At 62.4% G+C, this 16,874-nt stretch carries 19 protein-coding genes; 11 read left to right on the top strand and 8 right to left on the bottom strand.

From position 1 onward, the window contains the following. Window positions 1-21 precede the first annotated feature (21 nt). The 6 genes from ABRP84_RS08600 (at window position 22) to ABRP84_RS08575 (ending at window position 5,125) form a co-directional block, all read left to right on the top strand. Window positions 22-630, top strand: coding sequence for a histidine phosphatase family protein (locus ABRP84_RS08600; RefSeq protein ID WP_349853355.1), 609 nt, complete (start codon window positions 22-24; stop codon window positions 628-630). After that, window positions 630-1,247 (top strand): TlpA disulfide reductase family protein, encoded by a 618-nt coding sequence (locus tag ABRP84_RS08595; RefSeq protein ID WP_005276751.1) that lies wholly within the window; start codon window positions 630-632, stop codon window positions 1,245-1,247. Before ABRP84_RS08600 ends, ABRP84_RS08595 begins: the two co-directional genes overlap by 1 nt. Then, window positions 1,248-2,051 carry a cytochrome c biogenesis CcdA family protein gene (locus ABRP84_RS08590; RefSeq protein WP_349853353.1) on the top strand — a complete coding sequence of 268 codons (804 nt, stop codon included), beginning with the start codon at window positions 1,248-1,250 and terminating at the stop codon, window positions 2,049-2,051. Window positions 2,052-2,058: 7 nt separating this feature from the next. Beyond that, the gene (locus ABRP84_RS08585; protein WP_349853352.1) at window positions 2,059-3,690 is read left to right on the top strand and encodes a cytochrome c biogenesis protein ResB; all 1,632 of its coding nucleotides are present in this window, start codon (window positions 2,059-2,061) and stop codon (window positions 3,688-3,690) included. Between the two features lie 82 nt (window positions 3,691-3,772). Next, window positions 3,773-4,867: a c-type cytochrome biogenesis protein CcsB gene (ccsB, locus tag ABRP84_RS08580; protein WP_298693952.1), complete on the top strand. Its 1,095-nt coding sequence runs from the start codon at window positions 3,773-3,775 to the stop codon at window positions 4,865-4,867. Then, complete coding sequence (locus ABRP84_RS08575; RefSeq protein ID WP_239268805.1) at window positions 4,868-5,125, top strand: helix-turn-helix domain-containing protein; 258 nt, start codon at window positions 4,868-4,870, stop codon at window positions 5,123-5,125. Here ABRP84_RS08575 and ABRP84_RS08570 read toward each other — a convergent pair. After that, window positions 5,122-5,397, bottom strand: a complete 276-nt coding sequence (locus ABRP84_RS08570) for a hypothetical protein (protein ID WP_349853350.1) — start codon at window positions 5,395-5,397, stop codon at window positions 5,122-5,124. The genes ABRP84_RS08575 and ABRP84_RS08570 overlap by 4 nt on opposite strands. Before the next feature lie 38 nt (window positions 5,398-5,435). Here ABRP84_RS08570 and ABRP84_RS08565 point away from each other — a divergent pair, with 38 nt between their 5' ends. Then, window positions 5,436-5,759, top strand: a complete 324-nt coding sequence (locus ABRP84_RS08565; RefSeq protein ID WP_298693946.1) for a DUF4229 domain-containing protein — start codon at window positions 5,436-5,438, stop codon at window positions 5,757-5,759. 7 nt (window positions 5,760-5,766) lie between these two features. Here ABRP84_RS08565 and ABRP84_RS08560 read toward each other — a convergent pair whose 3' ends face one another. The 5 genes from ABRP84_RS08560 to ABRP84_RS08540 form a co-directional block, all read right to left on the bottom strand. Further along, a complete protein-coding gene (locus tag ABRP84_RS08560) occupies window positions 5,767-6,672 on the bottom strand; it encodes a 1,4-dihydroxy-2-naphthoate polyprenyltransferase (RefSeq protein WP_349853348.1) in 906 nt (301 codons plus the stop codon). A 61-nt stretch (window positions 6,673-6,733) separates the two neighbouring features. After that, a complete protein-coding gene (gene menE / locus ABRP84_RS08555; RefSeq protein WP_349853346.1) occupies window positions 6,734-7,870 on the bottom strand; it encodes an o-succinylbenzoate--CoA ligase in 1,137 nt (378 codons plus the stop codon). 66 nt (window positions 7,871-7,936) lie between these two features. After that, window positions 7,937-8,077, bottom strand: coding sequence for a hypothetical protein (locus ABRP84_RS08550; RefSeq protein ID WP_023028231.1), 141 nt, complete (start codon window positions 8,075-8,077; stop codon window positions 7,937-7,939). Between the two features lie 15 nt (window positions 8,078-8,092). Continuing rightward, window positions 8,093-9,061, bottom strand: coding sequence for a 1,4-dihydroxy-2-naphthoyl-CoA synthase (locus ABRP84_RS08545; RefSeq protein ID WP_349853344.1), 969 nt, complete (start codon window positions 9,059-9,061; stop codon window positions 8,093-8,095). Between the two features lie 303 nt (window positions 9,062-9,364). After that, window positions 9,365-9,826: a DIP1984 family protein gene (locus ABRP84_RS08540; RefSeq protein WP_126318209.1), complete on the bottom strand. Its 462-nt coding sequence runs from the start codon at window positions 9,824-9,826 to the stop codon at window positions 9,365-9,367. Window positions 9,827-9,931: 105 nt separating this feature from the next. Between ABRP84_RS08540 and ABRP84_RS08535 the strand changes: the two genes are divergently transcribed. Then, window positions 9,932-10,942, top strand: coding sequence for an o-succinylbenzoate synthase (locus tag ABRP84_RS08535; protein ID WP_349853343.1), 1,011 nt, complete (start codon window positions 9,932-9,934; stop codon window positions 10,940-10,942). Window positions 10,943-11,003: 61 nt separating this feature from the next. Here ABRP84_RS08535 and ABRP84_RS08530 read toward each other — a convergent pair whose 3' ends face one another. Further along, on the bottom strand, window positions 11,004-11,549 hold the full coding sequence (locus ABRP84_RS08530; protein ID WP_349853342.1) for an OsmC family protein: 546 nt from the start codon (window positions 11,547-11,549) through the stop codon (window positions 11,004-11,006). A gap of 227 nt (window positions 11,550-11,776) precedes the next feature. Here ABRP84_RS08530 and ABRP84_RS08525 point away from each other — a divergent pair, with 227 nt between their 5' ends. Genes ABRP84_RS08525 through ABRP84_RS08515 form a run of 3 tightly spaced genes read left to right on the top strand, consistent with a single transcriptional unit; the run spans window position 11,777 to window position 14,596 of the window. Beyond that, window positions 11,777-12,946: an ABC transporter substrate-binding protein gene (locus tag ABRP84_RS08525; RefSeq protein WP_349853341.1), complete on the top strand. Its 1,170-nt coding sequence runs from the start codon at window positions 11,777-11,779 to the stop codon at window positions 12,944-12,946. Between the two features lie 14 nt (window positions 12,947-12,960). After that, complete coding sequence (locus tag ABRP84_RS08520) at window positions 12,961-13,839, top strand: ABC transporter permease (protein WP_349853340.1); 879 nt, start codon at window positions 12,961-12,963, stop codon at window positions 13,837-13,839. After that, window positions 13,832-14,596, top strand: coding sequence for an ABC transporter ATP-binding protein (locus ABRP84_RS08515; RefSeq protein ID WP_349853339.1), 765 nt, complete (start codon window positions 13,832-13,834; stop codon window positions 14,594-14,596). Before ABRP84_RS08520 ends, ABRP84_RS08515 begins: the two co-directional genes overlap by 8 nt. Before the next feature lie 68 nt (window positions 14,597-14,664). Here the strand turns inward: ABRP84_RS08515 and ABRP84_RS08510 are convergent, their stop codons facing one another. Then, a complete protein-coding gene (locus ABRP84_RS08510) occupies window positions 14,665-16,644 on the bottom strand; it encodes an FAD/NAD(P)-binding protein (RefSeq protein WP_349853338.1) in 1,980 nt (659 codons plus the stop codon). Between the last annotated feature and the right edge of the window lie 230 nt (window positions 16,645-16,874).

The raw sequence follows: 16,874 nt of genomic DNA, 5'->3' as shown, positions 1-16,874 counted from the left end.
GCCTGCTCAACAAGGAGAGACATGACACGCACCATCGTTCACCTCGTGCGCCATGGCGAGGTACACAACCCGGGCAAGATTCTGTACGGGCGCATCCCGGGCTACCACCTATCCTCGCGCGGGCATTCCATGGCCGCGCGGACGGCGGAAAGCTTCCGCGATCATGATGTGACCTATTTGGCGGCCTCGCCGCTGCAGCGCGCGCAGGAAACGGCGCGGCCGATTGCGCAGTTGACGGGGCTAAATGTGGACGTCGATAAGACGCTCATCGAGTCCGGTAACCAATTCGAGGGCCTGCGCACCAAGGGTTTGCGCTCGGCGCTGTGGAACCCGCGGCACTGGCCGAAGATGGTCAACCCGCTGGAGCCGTCGTGGGGTGAGGCGTATGAGGGCATCGCCGAGCGCATGCTCGGTGCGGTCGACCGCGCGCATACCGCGGCGGAGGGGCATGAAGCCGTGCTGGTGAGTCACCAGCTGCCCATCGTGATGGTGCAGCGCACGGTGCTGGGCCAGCGCCTGCCGCATGCGCCGTGGAACCGCGAGTGCGCGTTGGCCTCGGTAACCTCGCTGCTTTTTGAGGATAACCAGGTCACCGATATCTTCTACTCCTCGCCGGCGCAGGAGATTTAATGGCACGTACACGCACCCGTGCGGCAACGCGCGTTGTGGCAGCCGCGCTTTCTATAACCGCCCTGACCTTGACCGCCTGCACGCAGGACGCCGAGAACGCGCAGAACGCGGTGGCCACCGGCGGCGAATTCGAATTCATCTCCCCGGGCGGGGAGCGGGAAATCCACTACGAGGAAGCCGATAGGAAACCGCTGCGCAGCTTTAGCGGCGCGGACGTCCGCGATACGGATAAGACCATTTCCTTGGACGATTACGAGGGCGAAGTCGTGGTCTTAAATTCCTGGGGCCAGTGGTGCGCGCCGTGCCGCGCCGAGGCCGATGACCTGCAGGCGGTGCACGCCGAGCTGCAAAAACGCGACCTGGGCACGGTCTTAGGCATTAATGTGCGCGACTATAACCCGCAGGTATCCAATGACTTCTTGGACGATAACGGCCTGGAGTACCCCTCCATCTATGACCCGCCGTTTAAGACGGCCGCGGCGCTCGGCGGCGTGCCTACGTCCGTGGTGCCGACCACGATCGTCTTGGATAAGCAACACCGTCCGGCTACCGTTTTCTTGCGGTCCATCACTACCGATGACGTGATGGATGTTGTGGATAAGTTAGAAAAGGAATAAATGGATTACGCAGCAAATATCGGCGGTTCGTTTGCCGAGGCTGCCACCTCCGGCCCGTTGATCCTCGGCATCCTCGCCGCGGCTCTGGCGGGTCTTGTCAGCTTTGCCAGCCCCTGCGTCATCCCGCTGGTGCCCGGCTATATCTCCTACCTCGCCAGCGTGGTTGGCGGTGAGGTGAGCTATGACGAGAAGCTGGGGGTGGGCGTCGGCAAGCGCAGGCAATGGGCCGTCGTGCTGGCGGCAGCGCTGTTCATCTTGGGCTTTACCGTGGTCTTTGTGCTGGCGACGGTCTCGGTCTTTGGCGCAATTTCTGCGCTCACGCTCAACGCCGATACGCTGATGCGCGTGGGCGGCGGCGTCACCATCTTGATGGGCGTGGTTTTCCTGGGTGCGATTCCGGCGCTGCAGAAAGACACCCGCCTGGCGCCGAAGCGCTGGACCACGTGGCTGGGCGCGCCGCTTTTGGGCGGCGTTTTCGCGCTGGGCTGGACGCCGTGCCTGGGACCCACGCTGGCGGCGATTGTGTCCATTTCCGCCGGCACCGAAGGCGTGACCGCAGCCCGCGGCGCCTTGCTCATCGTGGGTTATTGTCTGGGCCTTGGCCTGCCGTTTCTGCTGGTGGCGCTGGGGTCCGCGCGGGCGATGCGCACCATCTCGTGGGCCCGCAAGCACTCGCGCACCATTCAGATTATCGGCGGCGTGGCGATGATCCTCGTAGGCTTTGCCCTGATTACCGGCCTGTGGGGCGAGTTTATTTCCTATATCCAGAAATGGACCGTGGACTACGGCGCAACCCTCATTTAGGAGAAACGTGAAATATATCCGCAAAGCCTGGCGCTGGCTTACCAGCATGCGCACCGCGCTGGCCCTGCTTTTCCTGCTGGCGCTCGCCGCCATCCCCGGCTCCCTCTTGCCGCAGCGCGATCTGAACGAGCAGAACGTGCAGGAGTTCATCGAATCCAATGGCACCGTGGCGGAAATCTACGATAAGCTGCAGCTTTTTGATGTCTTTTCCTCCATCTGGTTCCAAGCCATCTTTCTGCTGTTGACGGTCTCGCTCATTGGCTGCATCATTCCGCGCTCCATCGATCACTACAAGGCGTGGCGCACGCAGCCCACGCGCGCGCCGAAGTACCTGCACCGCCTACCGCTCAGCGCCGAGGGGCATTCGGGAAAGAGCGAGGAAGAACTCAGCGCGGAGATCCACAAGCGCCTGAAAAAGTGGCGCGTGGCCGAATACACCCCGGATGAGGACCGCGCCGGGGTGCACGCCTTTTCCGCCGAGCGCGGCTACGGCCGCGAGCTGGCCAACCTCATTTTCCACGTCGCGTTGGTGGCGATCCTGGTCACCGTGGCCGCCGGCCGCCTGGTCAACTACGAGGGCCAGGTCATCGTGGTTACAGAGTCCGGTTCGCAGGGCGGCAATACTTCGCTGGAGCAGTCCACGGAGTTTTGTAATACTTCCACCTCGAACTTTGACTCCTTCCGGGCAGGACCGCTTTTCGATGGCACCGGGCTCCACCCCTTCTGCATGACCGCGCACGACTTTACCGCGAAGTACCTGCCCAATGGCCAGGCGGAGATGTTTACTTCCAACGTTTCTTACGCAGAGGGCGACGATATTTATAAGGATTCTTCCGAATGGAAGGACTATGAGCTCAAGGTCAACCACCCGCTGCGGCTGGCGCAAAACCGCGTCTACCTGCAGGGGCATGGCTATGCGCCGACGGTGACGGTGGAGTGGCCGGATGGTGAAAAGCGCACGCAGACCATCCAATTCCAGCCCACTGACACGACCTTCTTCCTGTCTTCGGGCGTGCTGCGCTTTGACCCGCCGGCGGGCATGTACCCGGATCTTTTCGAGCGCCGCCAAAACCAGCTGGCCATCCAAGGCCTCTTCGCCCCGACGGCCGAGTGGAGCGGTGAAAACGGCAAGCTTTTGCAGTCCTCCCACCCGGGCCTGAATGATCCGGCGCTGGCGGTCGATATTTACCGCGGCGATGCCGGCCTCGATACAGGTACCCCGCAGTCGCTCTTTTCGCTGGATTCAAGCCTCGTGCACTCCGGGCAGCTGCAGAAGATCGACCGCGTGAACCTGAGCCAGGGCGATGACGTCACGCTTGATGACGGCACCAAGATCACCTTTAACGGTGCCAATGAGTTTGCCAATTATCAGGTCTCCTATGACCCATTCCAGAAGTGGGTGCTGGTGTCAGCACTTGTCATGCTGGTATCCCTCGTGGCCTCGTTGATGATTAAGCGCCGCCGCGTCTATATTCGCCTGCGGCCGGATTCCGCTGGCGGTACCGCCATCGAGATGGGTGGTCTCGCCCGCACCGACCGCGCCGGCTGGTCCGAGGAATTCCACGAGCTGCACCGCGCGCTCTTGGAGCTTCCGGATCCAGATGAGGTGGAAGAAGACAAACTCTATACTGATGATTGATCCAACTATAGTTGGATCCCGCTGCTTGCATGAGTAAGGTAATCAGCATCATCCCGCACGTGTGAAGGCTAGGTGGACTCCCTTGCAGATCGATCAGAATCTGTCGAACTTCTCGGATCTCGCGGTGCAGACCGCATTCGTGGTGTACTGCGTCGCGCTTCTTATGTCGCTGTTGTACTACGGCCGCATACGTAGCCTCATCGAGGCGCGTCGCGTCAACCGCTCGGAGGCGTCCAAGGTATTGGTCGGCGCCGGGGCCGAGGCTGCCGCGGCTGCTCCCGCCGCCGGGGCTGGCGGCGGCGATACCGGTGCTGACGCTGCAACCGGCACGGGCGCAACGGATGTAGGCACCGACTACGAGGCTGAGGCGGCGTCTGCGGCCGCAACCTTGAGCGAGGAAGAAGTCGCGGAGAAGGAACGCAAGCTGGATAAGCTCGGCGGCATGACCAGCTCACTGATGTGGGTTGGCATTGCCCTGCACGCCGCGGCCATCGTGCTGCGCGGGCTGGCCACGGGCCGTTTCCCGTTTGGCAACCTTTACGAGTACGTGTTGATGGTGTCCTTCGGCGTGCTCTTGGTGGGCAATATCGCCATGCAGCGCAAGGAATGGCGCACGGTCTGGCCGTGGATCCTTACCCCTGTGCTGGCGCTGATGTTTTACGGCTCCACCAAGCTATATGCGGAGTCCGCACCTGTGGTGCCGGCCCTGCAATCGCACTGGCTGCCCATTCACGTCACGGTGGTGTCCTTGGGCGCGTCCATCGGCATCATTTCCGGCATCATCTCGCTATTGACCCTGTTGCGCCAATGGCAGCCAAAAAACGCGGAGCGTGGCATCTTTGGTGCTCTGGCTTATCCGCTGCCATCCGCGGCCAAGATTGACCGCTTGGCGTACCGCTTGGCCGTTATCACCCTGCCCACCTTGGGCCTGGGCATCATCTTGGGCGCCATCTGGGCCGAATCCGCGTGGGGTCGCTTTTGGGGCTGGGATCCGAAGGAAACCATGTCCTTTGCCACCTGGATTCTCTATGCGGCCTACCTGCACGCGCGGGCGACCCCGGCCTTCCGCAAGGCGGCGCCGTGGATCAACGTTTTGGCCATGGCGGCGATGGTATTCAACCTCTTCTTCATCAATATGGTGGTCTCCGGCCTGCACTCCTATGCGGGGCTGAACTAAATGGCCACGAACCATAGCCCGCGCAATAAGCAGGGTAAGCCCGCCGGCGATAACGAGCTCATCCTGGGCTTGGGCGCGCAGATTGCGCAGCGGCGGCGTGAGTTGGGCATCGTCCAGCAGCAGCTTGCCGATGCCGCCCACATCTCCCGCTCCACCCTCCACACCATCGAACACGGTGGGGCAGGCGTGCGGTGGGAAAAGGTTACCGCCGTGGCAGAAGCGCTGGGACTTGAGATGCGTTTCGTGCCAAAGGATTAATCCTGGTTGTCGTTCGGGCCCTTTGAACCATTGTTGCCGTCGGCGTCGCGAGTGCGGCGCTGGCGGCGTTTTTCTTCCTCGGCCTCCTGCCTGCGGCGCTGCTTGAAGCGCTCCTTTTCCAGGTTCCACAGGAATTCCTCGTCATCATCGGGGCCCTTGATGGAACGCGGTTGTTCTTCAACCTGGCGGGACTTCCAGGATGATGGCCCAAAGGCCTTCCACACCAGGTAGGCGGCGAGGACAAAAAGCAGTAGGAGGATTAGTCGACCCATGCAGATTATTCTACCTGTACGGCGTACAATCGACCCCCATGACGCACAACCCTGAGCCACCGAAACCGGACCCCGAACTGCGCCGTCGCTCCCGCAAGGCGCTATGGAAATACGGGCTCGCGCGCGTGGTGCTTTTTATCGCGCTCACCGCGGTCATCGAGCTGCTGGCGGTAGCGATTGGTTTCCCCATCCCTATCCTCATGGCAGCGCTCCTGGCGCTCTTTGTCGCCCTGCCGCTATCGATGCTGATCTTTAAAAACTGGCGCATCGAGGCCACGCAGACGCTGGCGGAATACTCCGCGCAGCGCAAGGCGCACAAGCGGTGGGTGCAGGCCGAATTGGAAGGCCGCGCGGAGGCCTAGGCGCGGACTAGACCAGGGCGACGGCGATGGCTTCGATCACTGCCCAGATGAGCATGGCGCGCCCGGTCAGCCCCAGCACGGGGATGAGCTGGGGCCCAGTGGCGCCGCGATTGACGGTGCGCACCGCGCGGAGTGCAAACGGGAAGTAGACCAGACCGGCGAGCGCGAGCCAGCTGCCGAAGGCAACCGCGATGGTGAGCATGAAGGGCAAAAGCAGCAGGCCGGTAAAGAGCAGGCGGGCGTTCTTATTGCCCAGCCGCACCGCGAGGGTGATCTTGCCGGCCTCGGCATCGGAGGGGATATCGCGGATATTATTGACCAGGTTCACCCCGGAGCTCATGGCGCCGATGCCGATGGCCAGGGCTAGGCCCGTCCAGGAAATGTGGCCGGCTTGGGTAAATTCGGTGCCGAGCACGGCGACGAGGCCAAAGAAGACGAAGACGGCGACCTCGCCCAGGCCGCGGTAACCGTAGGGGTTCTTGCCGCCGGTATAAAACCACGCGCCGGCGATGCACAGCGCACCGATGAGGATGAGCCACCAGGCACCAGCGGCCAGGGACAGGATGATTCCGGCCAAGCCAGCGACGGCGAAGCAGCCAAAGGCGGCGTATTTCACGTGGCTAGGCTGCGCGAGGCCGCTGCCGGTCAGCCGTTGCGGGCCGGTGCGGTCAGCATCGGTGCCGCGGATGCCATCGGAATAGTCGTTGGCATAGTTCACGCCGATGATTAGCGTCCACGCCACGATGAGTGCGAGCAGCGCGCGGCCGATATGCCCGCTATTAATGCCGAAGGCCGCGCCCGTACCTGCGATTACGGGTGCGAAGGCATTGGCCCACGTATGCGGGCGGGCGCCATTGATCCAATCCTGTGCGGTAGCGGAATAATTACCGGCTGATGAAGTCATAGCCACCATTGTGCCACTGCGTAGTGGGCGTGCAGCAATCAGGAAGCCGAGGCTGGGGCCCGCGGTGGGCTTAGGCGTTAAAGAGGGTGGCGACGGCCTGGCGGTCGACCTTGCCGGGGCCGATGGTGGGAAATTCCGCAAGGTGCTTTAAGTCTTTAGGTAGCTGCCAGCGGGGGAGCTCGGCGTCTTCGAGGGCCTCGAAGATATCGCCAAGCTCGGCATCACCGGTATAGGCGGCCACGATGGCCTGGCCCAGCCGCGGGTGCGGGATGCCGACGACGCACGCCTCGGCAACACCGGGCACCCGAAGGATCTCGCGTTCCAAGACCTCTGGGTGCAGCTTCAGCCCGCCGGAGTCGATGACATTATCGAGGCGCCCGGTGACGGTGAGGATGCCGTCTTTGATGACGCCGGCATCGGAAGTGGCAAACCACCCGTTTCCGGGAAACGCCTCGTGGCTCGGGGCATTGCGGTAGCCCCGCGCGATGGTGGGCCCGCCCAGTAAAATGCGGCCGTCCTGGACGCGGGCCGTCGTACCGGGCAGGGGGCGGCCATCGTAGACGCAGCCGCCGGCGGTCTCGGAGGAACCGTAGGTGGTGGTGATATGAATGCCCCGGTCCGTGGCCGCGGCGTGCAGGCGCGGGTGGATGGCGGCACCGCCCACCAAGATGGCATCGAAACTCTGGAGCGCATCGATGCCCTCCGCCACATCCATGGCCTTGGCCAGCTGCAGCGGGGTCAGCGCAGTGTAGGTGCGGTCGCCAGTGCGGGAAAGCTCCGCGGCGGCGCGGGCGAAGGCAGAGATATTAAAGCCCGCGCTGAGATCGAGGCAGAGCGGATCCACCCCGGCCACAAGGGATCGGACGAGGACTTGGATGCCGGCGATATGGTGGGCGGGCATCGCCAAGAGCCATTGCCCAGGGCCGCCGAGGACCTGGTGGGTGGCATCGGCGCTGGCCACCAGGTTGGCCGGCGTTAATTGCGCACCCTTTGGGGTGCCGGTGGACCCGGAGGTGGAGACCACGAGCGCGATGTCCTCGGCGATGGGTTCACCGGCGCGTTGGGAATTGCGCAGGAGGGTGGCGCGGGTGGCATCGGCAAGCGGCAGCGGCAAAAAGCAGGACCTACCGGCAATGGCGGATTCGAGGTCCGGCAGGATGGCCGCGGGATCGTGCGGGTCGACGGGCAAGGGGGCGAGGATAGTCACGGTACTAGATCTTAAGGCCACAGCGGGACAAACCCCGGTTGCGGCCGGGGTGAGTCGATGCAGGAATCAGCGGTACGTGTCCTCCTGATCAAAGGGCCGCTCGTTATTGGCCTCGGCCTCTTTAATGCGGCGCAGCATCCACACGCGGGAGCCGAGAACGCCCGCGACGGCGAGGACCGCGAGCAGGATACAAAATGCGATGAGCACGGTGCGGGGTACTCCTTAGTAGTAGTAAGGGAACTCGTCCCAGTTAGGCTCGCGCTTGTCCAGGAAGGACTGCTTGCCCTCGACGGCCTCGTCGGTCATATAGGCCAGGCGGGTGGCCTCGCCGGCGAAGACCTGCTGGCCCATCAGGCCATCATCGGTGAGATTGAACGCGAATTTCAGCATGCGCTGGGCAGTGGGGGACTTCATATTGATTTCCTGGCCCATGCGGATGGCGGCGTCCTCGAGCTCGCCGTGGTCTGCCACCTCATTGACCGCGCCCATCTCATACATGCGCTGGGCATCGTAGGTGCGGCCCAAAAAGAAGATCTCGCGGGCAAATTTCTGGCCCACCATCTTGGCCAGGTAGGCCGAGCCATAGCCCGCATCGAAGGATCCGACGTCCGCATCCGTCTGCTTAAAGCGCGCCTCCTGGCGGGAGGCCACGGTCATGTCGCAGACCACGTGCAGCGAGTGCCCACCGCCGGCGGCCCATCCATTGACCACGGCGATAACCACCTTGGGCATGGTGCGGATGAGGCGCTGGACCTCCAGGATGTGCAGGCGACCGCCTTCGACCTTGGCGCGGGCCTCATCGACGCTGGATTCATCCGCCGTCGCATCATCGTGGGCGTGCTCGGTGGCGTAACGGTATCCGGAACGGCCGCGAATGCGCTGGTCGCCGCCGGAACAAAACGCCCAGCCGCCATCCTTTTGCGAAGGCCCATTGCCGGTGAGCAAGATCGTGCCCACGTCCGGGGTGCGGCGGGCGTGATCCAAGGTGCGATACAGCTCATCCACGGTGTGCGGCCGGAAGGCATTGCGCACCCCCGGCCTGTCGATGGCGATGCGCACGATGCCATTCTTCCGACCGTCCGCCGCCAGCCGGTGATAGGTGACGTCCGTGAGATCCCCAAAGCCCTCAACCGGGCGCCACAATTCCTCGCGGAACGGATTTTCGGTGCTGTTTTTCTTTTGCTCGCTCATAGCGCCCAGCATAGTGGGCGCGACAAAGTTTAGTCCCCATTCCCAACCCTCACCTCTACGCACTGCCCAGTATGCTGGTAATAATCGATACTCAATAACTGCGAGGGGTTATCCCGCAATGTACCCGTGTACCCTATGCCGGCGCGGTCATCAATACGGTGGGAAGACTCGAACTTCCTCAACCCTTTAACGCCAAAGGGTGCCTAGATATCCTCGAATTTCCCCTCGAAGGCGGGGGGCATACTCGCTGCAAGTGCATAAAGGCTACCGCCACGCGCGCGGCGTGGCATGACTAAAGCTTCGCTATGGAGTTATTAGTTCCGTATTCCAGTTCAACTGCTGGATGCGGGTATCAAGCTCCCGGTACTGCTTGGACAGGTCATCAACCCGCTTGCGCAGCTCTGCTACCGGCAGCGTGGCCACGAACTTAATCTCCGCGCGGGAGTAGCGATCCTGCCGCGCGCCCGCGGCCTGGGCGAGGTCGTGGTAGATGCGGCGGGTGCGCACGAGGCCATCGCGAAGCGCAAGTGCCTGCATCAGGTTCTTCTCGCCATCAAAATCGGTGGCCACGTTCGTGGCATTGATGGCCTGCACGAGCTTATCGATGCGCCCGGTAATGCCCTCCAACTCGCGCAAAAGCTCGGCCGGATCCTCATCCGGGGTATCGCCCTCCTGCACGCGCACGACGGAAAGCAGGCGCTCGCGCAGCTCATTGAGCCGGTCCTGCGCCTGCGCGCGCTCTGCTAATGCCTCTGCCAGTAACATGGTTCCTCCTTCATGGTAGGTAGGAACCAACGTAGCCGGGGCCGGGGGCTGGGGTCAATGGGTTGTGGTCCGCAGCGCGAGCGGCGTGCCAGCTACCATGAGCCTATGAACATCGATGACGTTGTCGACCGCGCCCACGTAGTCTCCCTCCCGCTGGCCGTGAAGTTTCGCGGCATCACCACGCGGGAGGCGTTGCTCATTGATGGGCCTGCCGGTTGGGGTGAATTTGCGCCGTTCCTGGAATACGGGCCCGCGGAATCGGCCGCGTGGCTGCGCGCCGGGCTGGAGGCCGCTTACGAGGGATTTCCGGAGCCGGTCCGAGAGTGGGTAGAGGTCAACGCCACCATTCCCGCCGTTCCCGCCAGCGAGGTACCCGCGATCGTGGATCGCTATCCAGGCTGCCGGACGTTCAAGATCAAGGTGGCGGAGAAGGGCCAGACGCTTGCCGATGACATCGCGCGCGTCCATGCCGTCCGCGAACACGTGAGTGCCCGGGGCGTTATCCCGGTGCTGCGCGTGGATGCCAATGGCGGCTGGAGCGTAGCCGAGGCGGTAGAGGCCGCCCAGGCACTCATGCCGCTGGACTATATGGAGCAACCCTGCGCCAGCGCGGAGGAACTCGTGGAGGTGCGCAGGCAGCTCATGCGCAACGGGCTTTTTGTGCGCGTGGCCGCAGATGAATCCATTCGCAAGGTTGAGGATCCGTACCGCGTGGCGGATCTGCAGGCGGCAGATGTAGCGGTGGTTAAACCCGCTCCGCTAGGCGGGGTGCGCCGCGTCCTCAAGGTGGCACAGCACCTGCGCGAACGGCACATGGATATTACGGTAGCATCGGCACTGGATACTTCCATTGGCATCAATATGGGTTTGGCGGCGGTGGCGGCGTTGCCGCAAATCTATGATGACGAGGACATCGACGTCACCCCGGCTGCGGCGGGCCTGGCCACGGGAAGCCTTTTCGAGGAAGACGTCACCGCGCCGCGTCAGCTACACGACGGGCACCTGCGCGCCGAGATCCTCGCCCCTGAACCGGACCGCCTGTCCGCCTTGGCCGCCCCGGCCAACCGCCGCGACTGGTGGTTCGAGCGCCTGCGGGAATCGTGGCAATTCCTGTAGTTGCGCCTAAAGCATAAGAAAAGCGCCTGGCACTTGCCAGGCGCTTTTATCTATCTAAACCTTAGACCAACTCGTGGGTGAGGTTGGCCGGGCGGGTGTAGGTATTAACAACCGGGGACCACTTGATGGCGTCGTCCACGATCTTCTGTAGGGTCTCCTTGTCGGCGTCGCCGTCGATGTTGACCTTAACGTTGACGTCAGAAACGCCCGGGCGCTTGTCCTCGCCCAAGTCACCAACGCCCCAGGTTGGGGAGAGGTCGATGTCGCCAACGATGTCGAGCTCCAGCTTGGTCAGGGTAACGCCGCGGTGCTGGGCGATGGCCTGGATACCAACGTTAATGCAGGCGCCAAGACCAGCCTGGGCGACCTCGGTGGGGTTGGGTGCGGAGTCATCGCCAAGCAGCGGCAAAGGCTCGCCCACCTTGATGGTGTGGTCGCGCACGGTGGTGTTATTGCGGAAGAAACCGTCAGCCTCGGTGTGGGTGCGGACGTGCTTCTTAGCACCCTCAGGGTTGTCGATGTTCTTCTGTGCTAGGTCGTTGAGCTTCTCGCCGTCGATGGGCTCGAGAGCGTCGCCTTCTTTGTGGTTCGGGGTGAGATCAGACATTAAATTGCTCCTTGTATCAGATGTTTATTAACTGATGGCGCCATCGTAACGCGAAGGCACATATAAATCTAGAACAAGGGGTCTATTTTGTGGAGAAAGGCAGGTCTAGAGTGAATATAAATGTGTGCACCGCATTTGCTGACCTGTGAATTTAGAAATTGACACCTTGGTACACCTAGCCTAGGTTCATTCTGAACAAACCACTTGGTCTAGTTAAGAAAGAACGTATGGTGCATAACCGGAACCTGTCGCGACGGCAGATACTGCGCAGCGCGATGGCAATGGGCGGGGTAGCACTCGGCTCGCAGGTGCTATCTGCATGCTCCTCGGCGCGACAGGAGGACAACGCTCAGTCCGGGAAATCCGGGCAGGGCGGGGAATCCCTCACCATCGGATTCGTGCCCATCGCGTGCGCGTCACCATTGGTCGCGGCCGACGGCCTGGGCGCCTTTACAAAGCAGGGACTCAACGTTGAGCTGCGCAAATTCGCGGGATGGGCGGATCTCTGGACCGCCTATGCCACCGGCGCCTTAGACGTAGCGCACATGCTCTCGCCCATGCCGCTAGCCATCGATGCCGGTGCCACCAATGCCTCCCGGCCTACCGAGTTGGCCTTTACGCAAAACACCAATGGGCAGGCACTGACCTTGTCCACTTCCCACTTGGATACCGTGTCGCGGCCCGCGGATCTGAAGGGCATGGTGCTGGGAATTCCTTTTGAATACTCCGTGCATGCCCTCTTGCTGCGCGATTACCTCGTGGCCGGCGGGGTTGACCCGGTTTCCGATGTGGAGCTGCGCCTGTTGCGCCCAGCCGATATGGTGGCGCAACTTTCAGTCGGTACCATCGACGGTTTCATTGGCCCAGAGCCCTTCAACCAGCGCGCCCTGACTACCGGCTCGGGCCGGGCCTTTGTGCCTACCCGCCAGATGTGGGATAACCATCCGTGCTGCTCGGTGGCCGTGGCGAAGGAAGTGGACCGGGGCGTGCGCGACCGCGTGGTCGCGGCGTTGCACGAAGGCGCCCAGTACGTCGATAGCCCGCACCACGTCCACGAATCGGCCTCCATGCTGGCCAAGGAGAAGTACCTGAACCAGAAGGAAGAGCTGATTTCGCGCGCCTTGGCCGGAAATTACACCACCTGGGACGGCAAGGACATGGTGGATCCACAGATGATTAAGTTCGGCGGCCGCACCTCCGCCACCGCAATTACGTGGATGGCAGCCCAAATGGCCCGCTGGGATCTAGGCGGAAAGGCAATGCCGATGGATGATCAAGCGCTCATAGACGTCACGAATTCCGTCTTGCCGCGCGAGGCAGATCTCGCAACTGACCCAGTGGAGATCAACGGCCATACCTTCGATCCCCTGCACCCCACCGCCGGATACCAGCGTTAAGGATTTCCACGCTTATGACCACACTGAAAAATCAGAGCGCTAGCACCAGCACAGCGCACTCCACTGGCACCCACACCGCAGCGCCCCACCGAGGCCGAACCGCCGGCCGGAAGAAACGGCGGGAGAGCCCGTGGAAGGCGATGGGCCTGGGTATTGCGCTTTTTATTGCCTTCATCGCCATATGGCAGGCGGTCGTGGCTGCTGGCTGGCTTTCCGATATCGCCCCCACCCCCGCGCGCACCTGGGATAGGGCCGTAGAAATCCTTTCGGATCCCTTCTACCGGGATGGGCCGGCCTCGGTGGGTATCTTTTGGCATATGGTGGCCTCCCTGCGCCGCGTGCTCATTGGCTTTGCCATCGCCATGGTGATAGCCATTCCGCTGGGCTTTTGGCTGGGGTCTTCTGCTACCTTCCGCCGCGCGACGGATCCCTTTGTCCAGATCCTGCGCCCCGTCTCCCCGCTGGCATGGCTGCCACTAGGATTGGCGCTGCTTCGCGATGCCGAGAATACCGCCGTCTTCGTCATCATCCTCTCCGCTTTATGGCCGACGCTGCTCAATACCATCGAGGCCGTCCGCGGGATTCACCCCACGTATAAGAACTTGGCGGCCACACTCGGGACGAACCGGATGCAGCAGCTCCTCTATATCGTCGGGCCGGCTGCGCTTCCAGGGATTATCACCGGCATGCGGCAATCACTATCGACCGCCTGGTTGGTCATCGTTGCCGCGGAAATGCTCGTCGGCGGCCAAGGCGTCGGTTTCTTTGTCTGGAATATGTGGAACCGCCTCGATATTGACGCCATCGTCGTGGTCATCGTACTTATCGGTGTCATCGGATTGGCCCTGGATTACCTCGTTGCTTCCCTGCAGAAAGTGGTGCGCTATGACTAATGCCCATATCGAATTTGCTGGTATTACCAAAAGCTACGGCCCAACCAAGATCATTGGGGATACCTCAGTTTCCATTGGGGAAGGCGAGTTCGTATCCCTGCTGGGGCCCTCGGGTTCCGGCAAGTCCACCATGCTGAATATGATCGCGGGCCTGGCATGTCCCTCTACCGGTGAGGTGCGCGCGCGAGGCGAGGCCGTGACCGGCCCAGGTCCAGACCGCGGCGTGGTATTTCAAAATCACGCGCTCCTGCCGTGGATGACGGCGCGCGGGAATATCGAATTCGGGCTGCGTTCAGCCCGCCCCGAGCTATCCAAGGCAGAGCGAACCCAGATTGCGCAGGACTTCCTTGACGAGGTTAGCCTGGGCCATGCTGCAGATAGGCGCCCGTCGCGGCTATCCGGTGGCATGCAGCAGCGCGTCGGGTTGGCGCGCGCCTTTGCCATCGGCTCGGATATTTTATTGCTCGATGAGCCCTTCGGCGCACTGGATGCGCTCACCCGCCGTCAGCTGCAGTCGCTATTGCTAAGCGTGTGGGAAGAAAACCGCCGCACGGTGGTCATGGTCACCCACGACGTGGATGAGGCGGTATTGCTCTCGGACCGCATCTTGGTGATGTCGCCAGGGCCAGAAGCCACCATCATCGAGGACATCGAGGTGGGGTTGCCGCGCCCGCGCAGCGGCAGCGATGACTCCGCTGTGGTGGAGCGGAAGAATGAGCTGCGCGAGAGGTTACTCGGGCTGCTAGAAAACGGCTAAAGCGGGGCAGGCTGGCTGCCCCGCTTCTTGGCTTTGCCCGCCCGGGCTGTTAGCTGCCCGGATGCCGGTTATCCGGCGGCCCCGAGCGCTACCTGGGCCGCGTGCACGGCGGCCTTATCGGCTTCCTGGATAAACCACGAATCGGTGCCGGGAATCGGCGGGGCCAGGGTGGTATCCGGGTACTCGGCGTGGGCGGGGATTCCCACGAGGTGCAGGCGCTCATCCACGGTGCCGTCGGCGTTGTGGACCTGGCGGGTATCGGGGTCCTCGGCGGGCGAGCCGGTGGGTACCTCGATGCCATCGCTGGCGGTTTCCGTAAAGGCGCGCACGCGCCCGGATTCCACGAGGGAGTGCATGAAGGAATCGTGCGGGGTGCGGCGGATATCGGGCTTGTGCACCCAGGCATCGAGAAGCGTCGTGCCCGGGATGCGCTTGCCGCCGGATGCGCTGGAGCTCATGGTCCATTCGCCGGCATCGGCATTCGTACCCAAGACGGGGTTGCCGCCGACGAAGCTGACGATGCCGGCATCAACAAGCGCCAGCAATTGCTGCGTGCGGAAGGGCGGCGGGCCGGAGCACGTGGTTTGGCCCAAGGTAATGGCCTTATCAAACATGTGGTGGCGCGACTCCAAGGTATAGCGACCCTCGGCGCCGAGGACCTGGGTGGGTTTGCGGGAGAAACCGACCGACCACAGGGCGGCGCGCACCGGACTATCCGGGCCTTTTTGGGCCTCTGCCAGGTCCTCGCACAGGCTCTGCACGATGTGCTCGGTGAGCTCCTGCTGGCTGGAAAAATCCTCTGTAAGCAGGTGCATCCAGCGCAGCAGGCTGAAATCCTTGGTGGTATGGCGCGCAATGACCTCATCGAGCTGGGCCAGGCCGTTATAGGCCACGCCTGCATCTACCGGGGTGGCATCGAGGGCGGCGATGATTTCCTCGCGGGTGGCGCGCAGGCTCTCCGGCTCGACGCGGGCGAGGGTATCGATATAGGCCTGGTAGGCATCGCGGGCGACTGCAGGCCACACCTCAGTGTCGTAGTTGATGGAGCGCGGGCCTGTGCGGTGGGACAGCTCGGCTACGACCTTTTTCAGGCGCGGGATTTCCGCTGCAGGTGGCAGCGATCCTTCATCGGATTGTGGCAGGAAGGGATAGCCGCGCCGGGAGGCGGCCGCAAAAGTGGGCTCGGTGCCGGTGGCCGCATAGCGCATCCCCCAAGGCTTGGAGGAATCTTCGACGAACTTACCGCCGCGGCTCACGGTGGCCAAGATGAGGATATCGAAAAAGCCCATGCCAAGCCCGCGCACGAGGACCTTCTCATTGTCCTTAATGGAGTCAACTCCCTGGTCAATGGGGTTATCGGCGCGGATCCAACGCAGGTTGGGGTTTTCTTCCAAGGTCCTGAGAATCCACCGTTCGTTTTCGGTATAGCCCTGGTTCTGCCAGCCCGTAACCGCCAAGGTGGAGCCTGCTTCAACGGTGGTGTCGTTGTTAAGGTGCAAAATATCCGCGCCATCGCGGGAAGCAATATCCACCACGCGGGCGTGGTGTTGCTTGACCTCTACCCACTCTGGTACATCCTGCAAGACCGAGTGGAAAACCCACAGGATGTAGTGGCCGTAGAGCGCACGCGGCAAATAGGATTCGGGGCGCAATTTCTCCAGCTCTGCCCGGCCAAACTCCTCAAGCACCTGCGGATCGAGCGGGTGGGCGGCGACGTAATTGCGAGCGCCGGCGGGAACAGTGGCATCGCCAAGCGTCAGGCGGATCCACTCGTAGATGGTGGGGCCTTCTACCACCGGGGCCTCCACCGTGGATCCGGGCTCAGAAAACAGCGTCATGCCGTGCGCGAAGGTATTCATGCACAGGTACTTGGGCTGGTTGATATCCCAAATTTTGCCGCCGCCGTGCTGCGCATCATCGATAAGGTGCAGCGTCAGCTTTTCTGGTGGGTTAGACACAGTATTGAGTTGTGCCACGAGGCGCTCCAGGACGGAAATCCCGCGGGGGCCTAGTCCTATGAGCGCGATGGATGAAGTGTTATCGGTCAACGCGGAACCCTACCTTTTAGCTGATAGACCAAGTGGAATTGCCATAATAGACAATGAAGTCTAGCAATAAGCGTGGTGGGAAAATATTCACTGGCAGTGGCTTGGCGCTGGCAGGGCGCGCTCGCCAGCCGGAACGCCCCGAGCAGGTGTGAAATTAATTCTTGGCTAGGCAGATTGGTAGACAGATCGGTAGGCGAAGTGGCGTGTGGAGGGGTGCGGGGGTGTCGGGC

This window comes from Corynebacterium sp. KPL2861 (genome assembly GCF_040225475.1).
Classification (GTDB): Bacteria; Actinomycetota; Actinomycetes; order Mycobacteriales; family Mycobacteriaceae; genus Corynebacterium.
This window is presented reverse-complemented; position numbering and strand designations above follow the sequence as displayed.

What these genes read in the sequence shown, in the direction of transcription:
- ABRP84_RS08600 (WP_349853355.1), top strand. Translation starts at nt 22, where the DNA reads ATGACACGCACCATCGTTCACCTCGTGCGCCATGGCGAGGTACACAAC.
- ABRP84_RS08595 (WP_005276751.1), top strand. Translation starts at nt 630, where the DNA reads ATGGCACGTACACGCACCCGTGCGGCAACGCGCGTTGTGGCAGCCGCG.
- ABRP84_RS08590 (WP_349853353.1), top strand. Translation starts at nt 1,248, where the DNA reads ATGGATTACGCAGCAAATATCGGCGGTTCGTTTGCCGAGGCTGCCACC.
- ABRP84_RS08575 (WP_239268805.1), top strand. Translation starts at nt 4,868, where the DNA reads ATGGCCACGAACCATAGCCCGCGCAATAAGCAGGGTAAGCCCGCCGGC.
- ABRP84_RS08570 (WP_349853350.1), bottom strand. Translation starts at nt 5,397, where the DNA reads ATGGGTCGACTAATCCTCCTACTGCTTTTTGTCCTCGCCGCCTACCTG.
- ABRP84_RS08565 (WP_298693946.1), top strand. Translation starts at nt 5,436, where the DNA reads ATGACGCACAACCCTGAGCCACCGAAACCGGACCCCGAACTGCGCCGT.
- ABRP84_RS08560 (WP_349853348.1), bottom strand. Translation starts at nt 6,672, where the DNA reads ATGGTGGCTATGACTTCATCAGCCGGTAATTATTCCGCTACCGCACAG.
- ABRP84_RS08545 (WP_349853344.1), bottom strand. Translation starts at nt 9,061, where the DNA reads ATGAGCGAGCAAAAGAAAAACAGCACCGAAAATCCGTTCCGCGAGGAA.
- ABRP84_RS08540 (WP_126318209.1), bottom strand. Translation starts at nt 9,826, where the DNA reads ATGTTACTGGCAGAGGCATTAGCAGAGCGCGCGCAGGCGCAGGACCGG.
- ABRP84_RS08535 (WP_349853343.1), top strand. Translation starts at nt 9,932, where the DNA reads ATGAACATCGATGACGTTGTCGACCGCGCCCACGTAGTCTCCCTCCCG.
- ABRP84_RS08530 (WP_349853342.1), bottom strand. Translation starts at nt 11,549, where the DNA reads ATGTCTGATCTCACCCCGAACCACAAAGAAGGCGACGCTCTCGAGCCC.
- ABRP84_RS08525 (WP_349853341.1), top strand. Translation starts at nt 11,777, where the DNA reads ATGGTGCATAACCGGAACCTGTCGCGACGGCAGATACTGCGCAGCGCG.
- ABRP84_RS08520 (WP_349853340.1), top strand. Translation starts at nt 12,961, where the DNA reads ATGACCACACTGAAAAATCAGAGCGCTAGCACCAGCACAGCGCACTCC.
- ABRP84_RS08515 (WP_349853339.1), top strand. Translation starts at nt 13,832, where the DNA reads ATGACTAATGCCCATATCGAATTTGCTGGTATTACCAAAAGCTACGGC.